The organism is Edaphosphingomonas fennica (assembly GCF_003034225.1).
Classification (GTDB): Bacteria; Pseudomonadota; Alphaproteobacteria; order Sphingomonadales; family Sphingomonadaceae; genus Sphingomonas_E; species Sphingomonas_E fennica.
Map to the genome: position 1 here is coordinate 53,130 of NZ_PHHF01000004.1, position 15,044 is coordinate 68,173.

Annotated in this window: 15 protein-coding genes; 6 read left to right on the forward strand and 9 right to left on the reverse strand. The window is 62.4% G+C overall.

Features of this window, described 5'->3' with window-relative positions:
• Positions 1-230: 230 nt before the first annotated feature.
• From CV103_RS01230 to CV103_RS01255, 6 genes are all read right to left on the reverse strand, one after another.
• A complete protein-coding gene (locus tag CV103_RS01230) occupies positions 231-554 on the reverse strand; it encodes a hypothetical protein (protein ID WP_107393706.1) in 324 nt (107 codons plus the stop codon).
• A 190-nt stretch (positions 555-744) separates the two neighbouring features.
• Complete coding sequence (locus CV103_RS01235) at positions 745-1,572, reverse strand: hypothetical protein (protein WP_107393707.1); 828 nt, start codon at positions 1,570-1,572, stop codon at positions 745-747.
• Positions 1,573-1,575: 3 nt separating this feature from the next.
• Positions 1,576-2,460 (reverse strand): CBASS oligonucleotide cyclase, encoded by an 885-nt coding sequence (locus CV103_RS01240; protein ID WP_107393708.1) that lies wholly within the window; start codon positions 2,458-2,460, stop codon positions 1,576-1,578.
• Positions 2,457-2,960, reverse strand: a complete 504-nt coding sequence (locus CV103_RS01245) for a hypothetical protein (RefSeq protein WP_107393709.1) — start codon at positions 2,958-2,960, stop codon at positions 2,457-2,459. The genes CV103_RS01240 and CV103_RS01245 overlap by 4 nt, the downstream gene beginning before the upstream one ends.
• Positions 2,960-3,418 carry a hypothetical protein gene (locus CV103_RS01250; protein ID WP_146163358.1) on the reverse strand — a complete coding sequence of 153 codons (459 nt, stop codon included), beginning with the start codon at positions 3,416-3,418 and terminating at the stop codon, positions 2,960-2,962. The genes CV103_RS01245 and CV103_RS01250 overlap by 1 nt, the downstream gene beginning before the upstream one ends.
• Positions 3,405-4,283 carry an AAA family ATPase gene (locus CV103_RS01255; protein WP_107393711.1) on the reverse strand — a complete coding sequence of 293 codons (879 nt, stop codon included), beginning with the start codon at positions 4,281-4,283 and terminating at the stop codon, positions 3,405-3,407. The genes CV103_RS01250 and CV103_RS01255 overlap by 14 nt, the downstream gene beginning before the upstream one ends.
• Before the next feature lie 125 nt (positions 4,284-4,408).
• Between CV103_RS01255 and CV103_RS01260 the strand changes: the two genes are divergently transcribed.
• A complete protein-coding gene (locus CV103_RS01260; protein WP_107393712.1) occupies positions 4,409-4,735 on the forward strand; it encodes a hypothetical protein in 327 nt (108 codons plus the stop codon).
• Between the two features lie 33 nt (positions 4,736-4,768).
• Positions 4,769-5,854, forward strand: coding sequence for a HigA family addiction module antitoxin (locus tag CV103_RS01265; RefSeq protein ID WP_107393713.1), 1,086 nt, complete (start codon positions 4,769-4,771; stop codon positions 5,852-5,854).
• A 25-nt stretch (positions 5,855-5,879) separates the two neighbouring features.
• Here the strand turns inward: CV103_RS01265 and CV103_RS01270 are convergent, their stop codons facing one another.
• The 3 genes from CV103_RS01270 to CV103_RS01280 all read right to left on the reverse strand — a co-directional run bounded on the left by CV103_RS01270 (position 5,880) and on the right by CV103_RS01280 (position 10,770).
• Entirely contained in the window at positions 5,880-8,162 is a 2,283-nt protein-coding gene (locus tag CV103_RS01270) for a Wadjet anti-phage system protein JetA family protein (protein ID WP_107393714.1), read from the reverse strand.
• Between the two features lie 237 nt (positions 8,163-8,399).
• A complete protein-coding gene (rlxS, locus tag CV103_RS01275; protein ID WP_107393715.1) occupies positions 8,400-10,364 on the reverse strand; it encodes a relaxase/mobilization nuclease RlxS in 1,965 nt (654 codons plus the stop codon).
• Positions 10,357-10,770: an acyl-homoserine-lactone synthase gene (locus CV103_RS01280; RefSeq protein WP_107393716.1), complete on the reverse strand. Its 414-nt coding sequence runs from the start codon at positions 10,768-10,770 to the stop codon at positions 10,357-10,359. Before CV103_RS01280 ends, rlxS begins: the two co-directional genes overlap by 8 nt.
• 64 nt (positions 10,771-10,834) lie before the next feature.
• On the opposite strand from CV103_RS01280, the gene CV103_RS22020 reads away from it, so the two are divergent.
• The 4 genes from CV103_RS22020 to CV103_RS01300 all read left to right on the forward strand — a co-directional run bounded on the left by CV103_RS22020 (position 10,835) and on the right by CV103_RS01300 (position 14,931).
• Complete coding sequence (locus tag CV103_RS22020) at positions 10,835-11,527, forward strand: phytoene desaturase family protein (RefSeq protein WP_146163359.1); 693 nt, start codon at positions 10,835-10,837, stop codon at positions 11,525-11,527.
• Positions 11,448-12,569: a thiolase domain-containing protein gene (locus CV103_RS01290; protein ID WP_211314319.1), complete on the forward strand. Its 1,122-nt coding sequence runs from the start codon at positions 11,448-11,450 to the stop codon at positions 12,567-12,569. Before CV103_RS22020 ends, CV103_RS01290 begins: the two co-directional genes overlap by 80 nt.
• Positions 12,570-12,603: 34 nt before the next feature.
• Positions 12,604-13,488 (forward strand): SDR family oxidoreductase, encoded by an 885-nt coding sequence (locus CV103_RS01295; RefSeq protein ID WP_107393718.1) that lies wholly within the window; start codon positions 12,604-12,606, stop codon positions 13,486-13,488.
• A 270-nt stretch (positions 13,489-13,758) separates the two neighbouring features.
• Positions 13,759-14,931, forward strand: a complete 1,173-nt coding sequence (locus CV103_RS01300; protein WP_107393719.1) for a thiolase C-terminal domain-containing protein — start codon at positions 13,759-13,761, stop codon at positions 14,929-14,931.
• The last annotated feature ends 113 nt before the right edge of the window (positions 14,932-15,044 follow it).

Consider the following 15,044-nt stretch of genomic DNA (forward strand, 5'->3'; position numbering starts at 1 on the left):
TGGATTTGGCGAGTAAATTAGGGTTCGTAAAACAGCAACATATCGCCTGAGTTCGAATCCCTCCCGCTCCGCCAAAAACCATTGATTTCGCTAGGAAAATTTCGGATATCTGATTGGCAACCCGGTTTGCAACCCGGTTTCATCGCTGGAATATTGCGTTCAACCGTGGCCCACGGCGGACGAAACGAAGCCGATTGATTTGCTTATCGAAAGCGATGCCGACCGTTGCGCTATGCCCTCCAGGAGATTGTCTCTCCTTTGAAAGGCACGGGCAGATCGTTTCCAACCAGCTGATCCGGGCCGAGTTGGTTGATCGGCGGATTGCCCACGATTCGACCTACGACTTGGCCATAGATTTCCAGATGGCCTTCGTTGCGAATATTCCTGGATACCTGTCCGTGAATGATCGCGCTGCCGCCCGGCTCGATAATCAGGCCGCCGGCAAGCTGACCATGCGCGATCAGCCTTCCACCGGACCGCACGTAGGTTGTTCCGGTCACTTGGCCACGCGTCTCGCGACGGCCGTTCACCACAAGGTCACCCAGATGCTGCACGATCGATCCTCTTGGAATGTTGCCTAGGACTTCTTTTTCCCCACGCGCTGCGTCAGTGCGGAGCCAACGGCGCTCTTGGCGGCCTTGCTCGCCTTGGGATCACGCAGAACCTTAGCTGCATTTGAGGCCGCCTTCTTGCCCGTAACCTCACCCTTTCCCTTAGCCATTGCTCATCCTTTCACCACGTTGTTCATCCTGTGCGTTCCGACCAGAGCTGGTTCAGACGATCGCGCTCATTCTCATAGAGGCCAGGCCAAAACATCGGGGCGCCCTCCACGGCCGAATTATAGTCCGACAAGATCATCAAGAGATCGACGGTACGGTTGCCCGATGCCCGAACGGCTTCAATCCTCGGTAAGATCGTTGAGAGCGCCTGAGACGCATCGCCATAGGCCAAAGCCGCGCCTACGACCTCTGTGGACACCAAGAAGGTCAGCAGCACGCAGAACAGGCGCGCCGCTGACTGGAGCCGATCGCCATCGAAAACTAGGACAGAGAGCAGAAAGAGTAGCAGTCCGGTCACTACGAAACCGATGAATGCGAACCAGGATCGCCGGGCGCTGCCTTTCAGTAGATGGCAAGACCAGAAGCACGTCTCTTCGAGCATCTCTACAAGGCGGGGCAAGCCCGGCGCGGCCTGAGCTGCATAGTAGTTGGCGTCCTCGCAAGCCCGGCCCTGCTCAGTCGTAACCGAAAAATCGAGCTTGAGCTTGCGCAGTTCCCCATCGGAGATCGTCTCGTCCAAGCCCTGCATCAGCAGCGTTGCCCGTCTCGCGCGTTCAGCCTGTCCCCGGCTCGCCCGGTATTGCCATCCTATGAGCGCCCAGATCCCGGCGAACCCGAGCGCGACAGTCGCTACACCATAGCTTACCAGCGGCGCCTCGAAGAACACGCTAACGGCGGCCAGCGCTGCGATCACGCACTGAATATGGAGGATACGCTGCTGCAGACGTGCTGCCTTCGCGAACTCTGCCCGCTGCAATCCTACCAACTGCGTAATCGAGATCGTCGTCGCCATGGGCTAGGTGCTCGGGAAATATCGGCCGAAGATCTGCTTCCAGAGCGCGAGTGCTTCGCCCCGGCGGCCCTGCTGTTCGGCGCGATAGGCCCGGGTAGCAAGCACCTCGGCACTGCCGAGCGCGCTCCTTGCCGTACCTGCGAGCGCTGGTGTCATCTCGTCCGAAACCGCTGGCCCGAGACCGGCCGGGTCAGGCCAATCATCGCCGATGGTCGCCGCCGCCGCTGAAAAAAAGCGCCGGCTTTCATCCGGAAAGGTGTTGAACGGGCCGTCGACCAGTTCGAGCGCCATGACCTCGACCAGAAAGGACGGGCGGATCGGCTTGCCCGCATGGCGGTTCCAGCTCTTGAGCATCTTGACGAGCGGCACCCAGTTGCCGCCCAGCTCCTTGTTCTTGGCCGTCGCCTTCTCCCCATGAACCGAGGGGTTCGTGGCGATCCAGGTTCCCAACGTGTCGTCGGGAATCTCATAATCGTCGCCATTCTCGAAGGCAGGCACGACATCGAGGCTGAGCACCTTGCCGTCTTCATCTTGGGTCTGGTTACGCTTCTCGAACCACACGGTCACGCAGCGCCGATCACGCTCGACCTGGTCTCTGCCATATTTGTCGACCAGACATTTCTCTAGGTCGTCCAGTATGAACTTTGGGTGCTCTTTGCGACGATGCTCTTCGTCCGCACCCAGCACCACGAAGATGTCGACATCCTTGAGAGGCTTGGTCTTGGTGTGGCGCCCGTAGGAGCCGGTAAGGAAATCATACTCGACATCGAACGATGCTTGCACGGTCGCGCGCACGTCCTTCTGGCGGCGGCTCGCGTCATCCTGCTCAGTCTGGGTGATCTCGAGCCGGCTCTTATACGTAGCAAATGCTTCTTTGACGCTGATCACGCTGCCCTCCAGTAACGGATCCCCGCCATGATATCTTGGGTGGCAATGGCAGTGCCCGACGACCGGCTGATAAGGCCATCTGTGGACTTGAACTCCGTGCTCGACATTCCGGGAAAGTTGGGCCGTCCAGGCAGGCAAGTCAGGATCACGCGATAGATGCACCCGGCCGGCGGCTTGCCGGCCTTGGCGATGGTGCGCTGTATATGATCGCGGTCGACCCACATGTCGTCGTCGACGCCGCTGCCGGCGTAGGAAATATCGAAATCCCAGCGATGCTGGGCCCGGCTGGCGCCCGGGTAGAAGAATTCGATCGTCACGCCGGTGAGGTAGCCGGTTTCCATCCAATATTTGGCGGCCGGGCCGAGCACGCCCCAATCATCAATCAGCTCAGTAGGATCCAGACCGGCTGCCTTGATGAGCTCGCGCAGCTGATTGCGGATATTGTCCGCCACGAACGTCGCCGTGTGCGTCCGGGTGAAGGTGAAAGTCGAGGTGCCCATCAGCTCAGCGCTCCCCAGTCAATGTCAAAGCTCTTGGCCGAGGCCGACGTTGCTTCCTCACCGCCCGACGGCATCGCACCCGGCTTGTGCAGGACAATCCTCGGCGCCCGGGCGCTGAGCGTCTCGCTCGCCCAAGCAAGATCGCTCTCGGGGCAAGGCACATAAAGCGTCCATTCCCCACCGGTGGGATTCATCGGAAGCGGATCGATCTCGTCGCCCATGATCAGCGCATCGCTACCGAAGGTGCAGTAGAGAACGACGCGCGCGCTACCGCCGACGAGCGTCAGCGGCTCCACCGAATGAATCTCGTCTGATATGAGCATGGCCATGATCGAAGCCGCCGCAGTCAGCTGCCCACCATCGACCGTGTCAGGTCCAGTGATCAGCCCAGTGATCGCCGCCCAGCTCGCCTCCCCGCTGCGCAGCGGTACTGAGGCAATGTCTCTACGCAACTTCACGACGGCCTCCCTTGTCCTTGGCTACTCCGCGCAGCGCCTCGAGGATCTGGTTGCTGGTCAACATGCCAGGATCACGCGCGCTCTCGATCGACAAAGCAGCCGCGCCGACGATCGCCTTGCGGAGGCGACGTCCATCGAGCCCGTCCGAAGCCGTCACGAAGCGACCGACATCACGCTTGAGTTGGCCGACGGCCGGCCAAGTCTTGGCGAGGCCGTTCAGCGTGTCGGCGATGATTTCAGCCCGAGCTTCAGCCCCGGGCAAGGCGAATGTCTCCAGCAGGTCAGCGCGCGAAAGAAAGGCGGCATCGACCGCTTCGGGGTAGTTGGTCGTCGCCACCAGCAGGATGTGCGGGTGTTCGCGCGTGAGTTGGTCGATGCCGGAGAGCACGGCGTCGGTCGCGCGGTGGACATCGACGGGGTTGGCCTCAAGGCTCATACGCCGACGATCGGCGGCGAGCGTCTCGACTTCGTCGAGCAGCACGATGGCCGGCCCCTTGAGCCCGGCTTCAGGAATGGTGCGATTGAACAGCGTGGTGACCTGCTGCTGGCTCTTGCCGAGAGCGGCGCTGGCGAGGCCGTGCGGGTCAATCTGGAGAAACGTGACCGTCTCCCCCTTGAGCGCCCCAGCGACCTTACTCGCAAGTCCGCGCGCGATCGTCGTCTTTCCGGTGCCCGGTGGGCCGGCCAGAGCGATGATACCGTGCAGCGGAGCGATCTCAAATGCGACCTTGCGGCGCATCGTCAGACTGAGAATCGCTTGGGCAATCAGCCTCTGCTTAATCGCCGTCGGAAGCTTGATCGCTTCCCATGCCGCGTCGAAGGTCGGGTCGGGCAGCGTGGTCTTGAAGGCAATGCCGTTGCTCATGTCGCGTGGAACCCACTGTTGGTGCCCCCGCCGACTCGGTCGGCGAGCATTGGTGGAGGCTCAATCAAGGCTTGCGAAGAGTCAACCATTAGTGTTACCCATCAGGTAACAATTTTGGATTGCCGATGAAGATCGGGTTCCAAGACAGCCGCACCCAGCAGCTGTTCAACGATCACGTCCGATTGGAGGCGCACTATGGGTCGAATGTCGCGGACAAGATCGCGTCCCGCATGGCCTTGCTGAGCATCGCCCCTAATCTCGCGAAATTGCCGGTCCGTCCGCCTATCCGGTTTCGTCCTGACGACCGCACGTCAGGGCTGTTTACGCTCGACGTGGGCGCGCAGCACCGCTTGCGGTTCAGAGGCGTTGGTGAAAAAGCGAAGAGCGGAAAAAAGGCGCCGGCACTGGAAGCGATCGAGGAGATTCAAGTGATCGGTATTGAAGATGTCTAGAAACCGCCTCGCGACGTCTGCCGTTATCCGCTGATGACAGACCTGTCTTATCATCCTAGCCGCGGCATCCGACCCGGCAAGCTGCTCGAAGAGTTTCTTGAGGCGCGCGACATGTCGGCTCGCGAGCTTGCGAGACGGTGCGGTCGGTCGGGCAAGCTCATCGTCGAGATCCTCGCCGGTAAAGCGCCGATAGAGCCGGAGACAGCCCTCCAGTTCGAACGCGTGCTCGATATGGACGCCGACCTCTGGCTAGGACTTGAGGCCCATTACCGGCTGCAGCTCGCTAAGGCGAAGGAGGTGGAGCGGCTTGCCTCCGACAGTGTCTGGGCTGCCCGGTTTCCTGTTAAGGAACTCGAGAAGCGCGGTCTGTTCGCGCCCGCGCAGGGAGGAAACCGCGTTCGGCAACTGCTCGAATTCTTCGGAGTTGGGAGTGTGGACGCGTGCCGCGAGCGTTTCGATGAGCTCGCCGCAGTATCCTATCGACACTCACCGTCGTTCGAAAGCCATGAAGAGGCGCTTATCGTCTGGCTACGTCTCGGTGAGCGAGAAGCCGAGGCGCTGGATTGCGCTGAGTATGGCAAGGCGCGGTTCCTACAGGAACTTCGCGGTATCCGGGAGTTGACGGTTCTTTCGGTCGAAGACTTCCTGCCCGAGGTCCGCAAGCGTTGCGCGCGCGCAGGCGTGGCCTTCGCGCTCGTCAAGCCTTTGAAAGGCGTCGCGCTAAGCGGCATCTCGCGTTGGCTCAGTCCCCGCAAGGCGCTGATCCAGCAATCCTTGCGGCACAAAGCCAACGACCATTTCTGGTTCACCTTCTTCCACGAAGCGGCCCATCTGCTGCTCCATAGCCGCAAGGCGGTCTTCCTCGATGGCAATGGCTACAGCAATGCCGATCCTGCCCAGGAGGAAGAGGCCAATGAATGGGCTGCCAACTTCCTGGTCCCTCAGGCCGAGCTGCGCAAATTCATCGCCAGGTTTGACGGGACGGCAGAGGAAGTGCGCGCGTTCGCGGCCGAGCAGGGCATTGCTCCGGGGATTGTCGTTGGCCAGCTGCAGAAACGCGGGGTTCTCGCCTATAGCCAGATGAACAGCCTGAAGGACCACTACCAATGGTCCGAGTGATCGACATGGCAGCTTGACTGGGAGGCTATCCAAGAGGCGGCCGGCGGGGCGCCAAGCTCTCCTGTTCAAGAACGAGGCCGGTCGCGAGCAATGCACCCCACAGGGCTCCCATTGCACTGTCCGAGGACGGCGCGTCAGCGGGGCGAAGTCGTTTTTCTCCGACGACGCCGTGTTGTTCGAGCAGGGTCGGATTCATCATATGCGGCAACAAGGCCAAACCGCGGTTGGCAAGCGTACGTTCGAGGTGACAGAAAATTCTGATGCCACCACCATCTATGTCACCCCAATGATATAGCGGTGCGCCGGCCAGCTCCGCGAGCCGGACAATCTGCCGCAGATGCGCGCGGGCCGGGAAACCCGCCGTATATATGACGAGGGCAGATTTATCTTCGTTCAGCTCACGGACGTGGCGGACGAATGACGTATAGTTTTCGATCGTGAGGACGTGGTCGACGGGGGCAGCGATGCTGAGCATGTCTCCCTGCTCCGGCGGCACTCCATAGAATCGCAGCTGGGGGAGCCGCTGTCCGTCGATCGAAATGGGGCCGCTAAGCGTGAGGGCTTGCGGCGTGCGCACGATGCCGAAGGTCGCAAGGAGATCGTCGGCGTCGAGTCCGATCGGTGTCTCGACCTCGGGATAGAGGCGCCGAAACAATCTGGCGACAGGCGATGATAGCCGCTCGAGCGCCTTGCTGTCGGTGCCTGCCGCGCGCGAGAATGTGCGAAAATCGGTCGGGAGGGCGCCGGCGTCGGCGGCACGCTGATACAACGTTCGGGCCAAGTTCAACGCAGCCGCAAGTCCGGTATCGTCGTGCGGCGCGAGCCCGAGACGGGTGACAGTGAAGCCTGCGCAGCTCAACCACGCATTGTCGACACCAACACCGCCTGCGGCATCAAAGCGAAACCGGCCGGCGAGATGCTCGGCGATCGCGTTCCCGCTGCCGTCCTCCTCGGCTGCAAGGATCGACAGGCGCAAGGTCTCGAAGGCAAGAAAGTCGTCGACGCTGTCGATCCAGAAGCTGCTGGCATCACTCGTAGCCAGCGGCGGCACGCGCCGCTCCAGGAACCGGCTCACTTGCTCCGGTGTGACCGTCAGCCGATCGAGATATTCGCGCTCGAGGCGCTTGCGCAGTTCGCGCAGCGGATCGGGCGGCGGAAGGACGAGAATGCCGCCGCTGATGACGGTGCGGAACATGCGCGGGCGTGCGAGCAGGAACGGCGACCAGGGTGTCCGGCGCGGTTCGAGCAACCCCGAGAGTTCGACGTTCGGCTTTGGAGCGGCCAACATGCGATCGAGCTTGAGCAGGATCGGTTCGCTGCGCTGAAGGAACGTTCCGCCGCGGCGGCCAGCATAGCGCACCGTGTTGCGCAGGCGCGTTTCCAGCCGAGCGCGGTGTTGCTGGATGCGATCGAACGCCTCCTCAATCTGGTCGAAGACGCGGCGCACCTTGTGAAGATCGTCATAGACCAGATCCCGGGCACTCGCGATATCGGGCGCCAATCGCGCTTCGCGATACGCCTCGGCGATCGCGCCGATGTCCGCCACGGAATCCTCGATCGCGTCCAGCGCGGCAAAAATTCGGTGGCGGAAGCGATAGGGGTGTGAGGTCGTGGAGATCGCCGCGTAATCCTGAAGCAACAGACGCTCGACGAAATCCTCGAAATAGTGGCGCAGCCTGCGACCGACGCTGTCGCTGTCGAGTACCTGCTTGTCGATATCACGCAAGGCACTGAGCACGCTGCGCAGATACCGCCCGAAGGTCGCCGCATCGCGCGCAGCCTTGTGCAGGCCTGGCGCGTTCTCCCGCGCGTTGCGCTGGAGCGCCTCAAGCTCGTTCTTGACCTGAATGACGAGGCCGCCGAGCTGCTCCGACAGACCTTCGCGCAAATTGCACAGGAACTCCGCCAGCCGCATCGCGCCCGCGGGCATGTCCACGGTAATCTTGAGCCCGTAAGGGCTCTCTTCAATCCAGCCAGTCGCCTTGAGCCGATTATAGATATGGCGCGCTCGGATCATCGCCTCGCTGGTCGCTTGCGCGTCGGCGGTCTCGCGATTGCGGCGCCGTATTCGGCGACCACGCCGCGGCGCGAGCTGGTCAAGCACCACCGGTGCCTCGTCCTCCCGCCACAGCTCTGCATTGTTGCCGAGATCGTCGTAAATGCGTCGAAGCACCTCTGCTTGCGAGGGGAAATGCAGATCGGAACGGTAAAAGCCTTCGTACAGGCCGATCAGGATGCGCTCGTAGAGAAAGCGATTCGAGCCCGCGAACAACGCGAAGATGTCAGGGTTGAGCTGACCGAACAGCATCAGTCGAAGTTTGCTGGCAACTGCGGGGTGCGCTCAAACGCAGCAAATCCGCTGCGATACATCTGCTCCATGACCAATGGCATGCCGACGCCCTCCCGATGGCCTCGCGGATCATCTGGACCAAGGCGCGGCTCGTCGTCGAACTATCGAATAAAATTCAAGGAGGAGCAAGGTCGCTGTGCGATTGCCAATAGGTCCATTTAAGAGACTTCGCCGGGGGCCCTATCACTCGACCAGTCAGCCAATCGTGGGGCCCGTCCGGCCGCGACCAAACTGCCAGCTGATCCCGTCCGTCCGCATGATCCCGGACGCCGCCTTGCCGATATTGCGTTCGAGCACATCGCGCCACGGCACCAGGGTAAAATCCCGCGATCGTTCGACCATCGCGAAGCTGCCGCTTTCGAGGTCGACCCGGCGGGCGATCACGCCCTCTATTTGTTCGCCGGCGCGGGCGGATTCAAACCGCTTGCCCAGGTCACCCGACAGGCGCTCACCTGCCTGCCGGAGCTCGCGCTGGCGAAGCGTGTCCAGCGCGCCATCGCGATACCGAAATACGGTCCCTTCGCCGTCCGCCAATTGCCGCTCGATCAGCCATTGCCGACGGGCAGCAAGGGCGGTCCGCACTTCGCGGCCAAAGCCGGCATCGCGAACAGCGCCATGACCGCCCTCGACGAGCTCGCGATCAAGCCAGGTCGGCGCGTCCTTGACGGCGAGATCGGCAACCGGCGACCGCGACAGCACCGACAGCATCACGGGCCGGTCGCGCTGCTGGCGCTGCGCATAGACCTCGGCACGCGCGATATGGTCGTCTGGAATCGTCCAGCTGCCGTCCGCCTGTCGCTCCGGACCAGCGCCCGCGCGGCGCATCGCTTCCAATCGCCGGACATGGCTGGTCGCGAACGCCTCGCTGGCGGTCGGATCATGGCGAAGATGCAGGTCGACCGAATAGCGCCCGCCATAGGCGCGCGCGACCGCATCGATGGTGCGGTCGGCTTGGGTCGCCTCGAGACGCGACGGTGCGATCCGCACGGTCGCGCCTTCCGGTACCGATGGTGTGGCATCGCCCCGACCGATGTCGATATAGTGGACCAGGCCATCGATGCCATCGACCATCACATAGTGCCGATCGCGATGCTCGTCGGAAAAGCCCCGCTGGATCAGCCGCCCGATGATGGGTTCGCGCAGGTCGGTCGCGACCACCTGCTCCACCCCGGCGCGGTAGAGCCGACGCGCGGTCAGCTCGCGTTGCATAAGACGGATAATGTCGCCGCGCTCGCCCATACGACGGAGCGCATCCTCCATTCCCTCGGCGAGGCGGTAGCGGCCGCCGCCGATGTCCTCGGCCAGGTCCATCGTCTTCAATTTACGCAGCCGTCCGGCCGCGATCGATTGCTGGAACGGATCATTGTCGGCCGGCGAGACGGTGCGGTCGGCGTCCATCCGCCGCAGCAACCGCCGGTCGATCGCGGTTAGCCGTTCTTGGTCGACATCGTGGCGCAAGCGCGCCTCGATCTCGCGATCGGTGCGCGGCCCTAGGTCGAGCGTCACCAACTCGGACGCGCGCTCGCGAAGCCCGTGCGCAATATACTCGCGGGCGATGATGAGATTGCCGCCCTGGTCGTCGACCCCGCGCAGAACGATATGGGTGTGCGGGCGCTCGGTGTTGAAGTGGTCGACCGCCACCCAGTCGAGCTTCGTGCCGAGGTCTTGCTCGACCTGTGACATGAAGCGCCGGACATAGGGTTTGAGGTCGGGATATTCGGCGCCATCCTCGGCGGAGACGATGAAGCGGAACTGGTGCCGGTCGCCGGCTGTGCGCTTCACGAAATCGTCGCCGTCCGCGCGGTCGGTTTCCGGACCGTAGAGTTCGCCGGGTAGCCCCTCGCGCGTGACCCCGTCGCGCTGGATATAGCGCATGTGCGCGCGGGCGACCTGGCCGGCCTTGCCCTGCAGCCGGATCAGGCTCGCTTTCACCACCGCCCGGCGTCCGCGAAACCCGGCGGGCCGGTCGCGGCTGGAAAGCAGCCGCCCCATGCTAGCGCCGCGCCCGATCCGGCTGCCGTCGAACCGGTGCGATCGCACTCTGGTCTTGGTGCCCGCAAGCCGGGCCGCCGCGAGGATGCGGCCGCCATACTTGACGGTGCGCTTGCCGTCCTTGCCGCGCTTCCGGCCGAGCTTGGGTGTGAAGTCGTCTTCAGGCACGGACTAGGCCCGAATCTCGCGATTTTGGGCCAGAAATGGCGGAAAACCGCGCTTTCCGGAAAGCTTGTCTCCAATGCCGTGAGAGACAGTCTCGCGAAAAAAGGATGTGCAGACAATGGCTTGGCATGTCTCGGTAGAGACTGCCTTTATCTTGTTTCCCCTCTCTTCCTTCCTCTCCACCCTCCCAGCTCAAAAAAGGGGGAGAGGCGGCATGCCCGCCTCCCGCGTCGGCGATGACAAGGTAGACTGCCCCCGCCGTATCGAACTCGTCCATCTCATATTGCCCGTCGACGACAGGCACGTCCCAGCCGAAAAGGTCGACGAAGAGGCGCTTGCGATCGGCGAACATGGATTGCAGCAGCGGCCGTTTGTCGGCCGCCAAGTGATTCTCGATGATGTGGATCATGGATAGCTCCGCACGTGGATTCACGCACGAGAGGAGCAGTCGTGATGGCGGCATGATAGGCTGAGTGATTGCTCGGGTTGCATGTCTTCTGCGCCCCCTCCGGGACAGCATCGACCGCTGTCTTGCTCGGTCTCATCTATTTCCTTCGGCACGACGTAAGTCAGGCAAAAGGAACAGATGGCAGCGAGACGACGGCCGGATCCCGTCACACCAGGTCGCGGGCACGAGCGAGATCGCGGCTCCTGGCTACCACCATGACTGGCATTCCGCCGTCCATGTCCTCATCCAGGCCAATCCGCTCATCACCAGCGACGAGCTTGGCCTGCTCTCGCAGCATGGGCTGGAGTATATCTATCCCGACGCGATCCTTTCCACGGTGTTCGACGATGGCGACTTCATCGTCAGCTACAAGGACATCGACAAGACCTGCGAGTCGATCGCTCGCATCTGCCCTGACGATGCCGAGGCATATCGTCGCTTCGCCCAGCAGGCCGCCGCGCTGATCCCGCTGATGGTGCAAGGCATGTTCGTCCCACCCCCGCCCCAGGGCATGTTCTGGTCGCTGCTTGACCAAAGCACCGAGGGGCGGACGCTCATGCACATCATGCAGAAGAGCATGCTCGACATCGTCAACGAGCATTTCACCCACGACAAGACGAAGATCCACCTCATGCGCAGTGCCGCGGAGCTTCTCGTCAACCCGGACGACAAGGGAAGCCGGCGCCGAGGCTCTGGCCGATGCCGGTATCGACGGTAGCCAGGTCGATGCCGTCTGGCTCGGCCATTTCAACTCGGGCCTTGTACCCGACGGTTTCTGCTCGTCCATGGCAATCGGCATTGACGAGGCATTGCGCTTCAAGCCCGCGATCCGATGCGAGAATGCCTGTGCTTCCGGCGCGGCGGCAGTGTATTCGGCGCTCGACGCCGTCCGCTCGGGCCGGGTGCGCACGGCGCTTGTGATCGGTGCAGAGAAGATGAGTTCGCGGGACACGGTCGGCGTGGCCCAAGCGCTGTCGGGCGCCGCCTATCAGCCCGAAGAGGCACAGATGTCGTTTCCGGACATCTTCGCCCGCTTTGCCCAGGCTTATGGCGAGCGCTTTGGGAGTCCCGTCGAGGCAATGGCGCGGATCGCCGTCAAGAACCATGGGAACGCCTTGTCCAATCCGCTTGCGCAACTCCACAAGCCGCTGGATCTGGATTTCTGCCTCGAGCCATCGGAACGAAACCCGATGATCTCACCGCCGCTGAAAGTCACGGATTGCTCTCTCATCAGCGACGGGGCCGCTGCCATCGTGATTACGCGTGCCGACATGGTCGGTGACTTCCGCAGGGCGGTCCGCTTCCTCGCCGCCGAGCAGGTCAACGACGTCCTGCCACTTTCGCGCAAGGAGCTTGCGGACTTCGCCGGACCCCGACTGGCGTTCCGCAAGGCCTATGCCGCCGCTGGCGTGCGCCTGGAAGACATAGATTTCGCCGAGGTCCACGACTGCTTCACCATAGCCGAGCTCCTGACGGTCGAGGCCATGGGCTTGGCGGAACAGGGACAAGGCGCCCATGTCATTCGCGAGGGCCAGACCGAGCGAGGCGGCCGCCTTCCTGTCAACCTTTCGGGAGGACTGAAGGCCAAGGGCCATCCTGTCGGGGCGACCGGGGTCTCCATGCACGCCCTTGTGACCCGGCAACTGACCGGGCGTGCCGGCGACATCCAGCTGCCGGACGCCCGCCTGGGTCTATGTTTCAACATGGGCGGCGGCGCCGTGGTGAGTTGCGTCTCGATCCTAGAGACACTGAAGCTCTGACCGCGACAATCCCCCCAGATCAACGGAGACTGCCATGCCAGTAGACAAGCCAATCCTCGTCATGGGCGCTGGCGGCCACTTTGGCCGATTCATAGCTCCGCAGCTTATCAAGAGAGGCGCCACCGTCCGGGGCATGGTGCATCATGACCAAGCAGAGGCGATCGCCCGTTCTACCGGGGTCAAGGACATCGCCCGTGCCGACCTGCGTGACGAGAGCGCGGTTCGCCGGGCGCTGAACGGTGTGGGCGGCGTGTTCTACATTCCGCCCAAGTTCCTCCCCGACGAGGCAGAGATCGGGGTCCGGTTCGTCCAGCTGGCTGCCGAGGCGGGGGTCGATCGCTTTGTGCTGTCTGGTGTCATGTATCCTTTCATTACGGACATGCGCAACCATCGCTCGAAACTCCCTGTCGAGTTGGCGCTCGTGAAATCCGGAATGGATTTCACGATCCTGCAGCCTACCAACATCATGCAATCGACCGGCGCCTTCTTCTGGGACAGGGTCCTGGAGACAGGCGAGTATGTCGAGCCCTGGGCGCAGGACAAGAAGAGTTGCTACGTTGACTACCGGGATGTCGCCGAGGTCGCAGCAAAGGCCCTCACCGAAGATGGCCTCCAGAACGGCACCTTTGAGCTGACGGCCGCGGGGACGATCTCGCGAAACGACATAGTCGCCATGATGAGCGAGGCACTTGGCCGGACGATTACCACGCGCACAATGCGAATCGCCGACTGGAATGCCCAGAACATGCCCAGCGACCCACCGTTCCTGCGGGAGGCCTTCATCGACATCGACCTGTTCTACAGCCGATACGGCTTTCCTGGGGGCAACGATCTCGTCCTTCGCACGATCCTGGGACGGGAGCCCCGGACCATGCGGGACTATATTCGCGAACTCGCCACAACATCGGCCGGCATCTGAGCAGGCGTGACCGAGGACGAATAGTGCCTAGAATCGAACTCTAAGCAGCTATTCGTCCTCCCTAAGCTCATGCACACTCTCCTCGAGAACATCAAAGACCGCCTCGGCTTCCCGTCCTTTCGACGCAGCGCTGAGTGCCGGCGTAGAGAAGAGGCATCCAAGGCATGACATTCCCAAACCCTACATGTCTCTCGAACTGGGGGCATCTGCGCACACCGCACGGCCACCAGCCATTTTCTCCACCAAGCCTGACCAGCGGGAGCTAAAGCAATGTCTCGCAGCGTCATAGCAGGCGTCGACATGACGAAATTCGTCAAGCCCGGCACGCAAGAACCATATCGAGTGATGGCGTCACGCGCGATTCGAGGGGCGGTCAAAGACGCCGGCATCCATCCTTCGCTGATCCAGCAAGTCTATGGTGGCTACGTCTACGGGGATTCCGGCGGCGCACAGCATGCCCTGTACGACAATTTCATGAGCGGCGTACCGGTCATAAACGTGAATAACAATTGCTCATCGGGCTCGACGGCCCTGTTCCTGGCGCGGCAGGCCGTCGAGTCAGGTGCAGGGGAGTGTGCCCTTGCCTTCGGTTTCGAGGAGATGCAGCCTGGCGCCCTCGGTACCCATTGGCCTGACCGGGAATATCCCTCTGGTCATTATGCTGATGCACTCGGCAAGCTGGGATATCCAGAAGCACCCGTGGGTCTTCGCATGTTCGGCGCCGCGGGCCAGCACTATATGGACCAACATGGCGTCGGCCCCGAGCTCTTCGCGAAGGTGGCAGTAAAGACGCGCAGTCACGCAGCCCGCAATCCCATGGCGTTGCTGACCACGCCTCTTACCGTCGAGGAAGTGCTCGGGGCGAAGGTCGTCTACCTTGACTATCTGACACGCCTCATGTGCTGTCCTCCTTCTTGCGGCGCAGCTGCGGCGATCGTCTGCAGCAAGGCTTTCGCGGCCAGGCACGGCATTGCCGGCACGGTCGAGATCATCGGGCAGGCGATGGCCACCGACACCGCCAGTATCTGGGACAGTCCCGTCGAACTCGTCGGTGCCGGAGCTACGCGCCGGGCGGCGGCGGCGGCATTCGAGCAGGCAGGCGTCGCCCCGACCGACGTGCAGGTCGTCGAACTGCACGACTGTTTCACCCCTAACGAGGTGATCAATTACGAGGCGCTTGGGCTTTGCGAGGAAGGTGGGGCGTCTCGCCTCGTGGAAGATGGCGACAACAGCTATGGCGGGAAGTTCGTCGTGAACCCCTCTGGCGGGCTGATGTCAAAGGGGCATCCACTCGGAGCCACGGGGCTGGCCCAGGCCTATGAGCTGTCCAACCAGCTACGTGGGCGCGCGGGGCCCCGCCAGGTCGAAGGCGCGAGAATCGCGCTTCAGCATAACATCGGTGTTCCGGGCGCCGCCGTCGTCACGATCTACCGCGCATCTTGAACAACTGCATCCAAGGACAAAGGCAGCCATGAAACTAGGGCCGGGACTCATAACCACCATGTGATGGCGGCGGCGAGGTGGATGCTGCCGAGGAAGACATCGGCGCGGCGGTC

Coding starts and splice junctions, on each gene's coding strand:
- CV103_RS01235 (WP_107393707.1), bottom strand. CDS start 1,572: ATGGCGACGACGATCTCGATTACGCAGTTGGTAGGATTGCAGCGGGCA.
- CV103_RS01245 (WP_107393709.1), bottom strand. CDS start 2,960: ATGGGCACCTCGACTTTCACCTTCACCCGGACGCACACGGCGACGTTC.
- CV103_RS01255 (WP_107393711.1), bottom strand. CDS start 4,283: ATGAGCAACGGCATTGCCTTCAAGACCACGCTGCCCGACCCGACCTTC.
- CV103_RS01260 (WP_107393712.1), top strand. CDS start 4,409: ATGAAGATCGGGTTCCAAGACAGCCGCACCCAGCAGCTGTTCAACGAT.
- CV103_RS01265 (WP_107393713.1), top strand. CDS start 4,769: ATGACAGACCTGTCTTATCATCCTAGCCGCGGCATCCGACCCGGCAAG.
- CV103_RS01270 (WP_107393714.1), bottom strand. CDS start 8,162: ATGCTGTTCGGTCAGCTCAACCCTGACATCTTCGCGTTGTTCGCGGGC.
- CV103_RS01280 (WP_107393716.1), bottom strand. CDS start 10,770: ATGATCCACATCATCGAGAATCACTTGGCGGCCGACAAACGGCCGCTG.
- CV103_RS01295 (WP_107393718.1), top strand. CDS start 12,604: ATGCCAGTAGACAAGCCAATCCTCGTCATGGGCGCTGGCGGCCACTTT.
- CV103_RS01300 (WP_107393719.1), top strand. CDS start 13,759: ATGTCTCGCAGCGTCATAGCAGGCGTCGACATGACGAAATTCGTCAAG.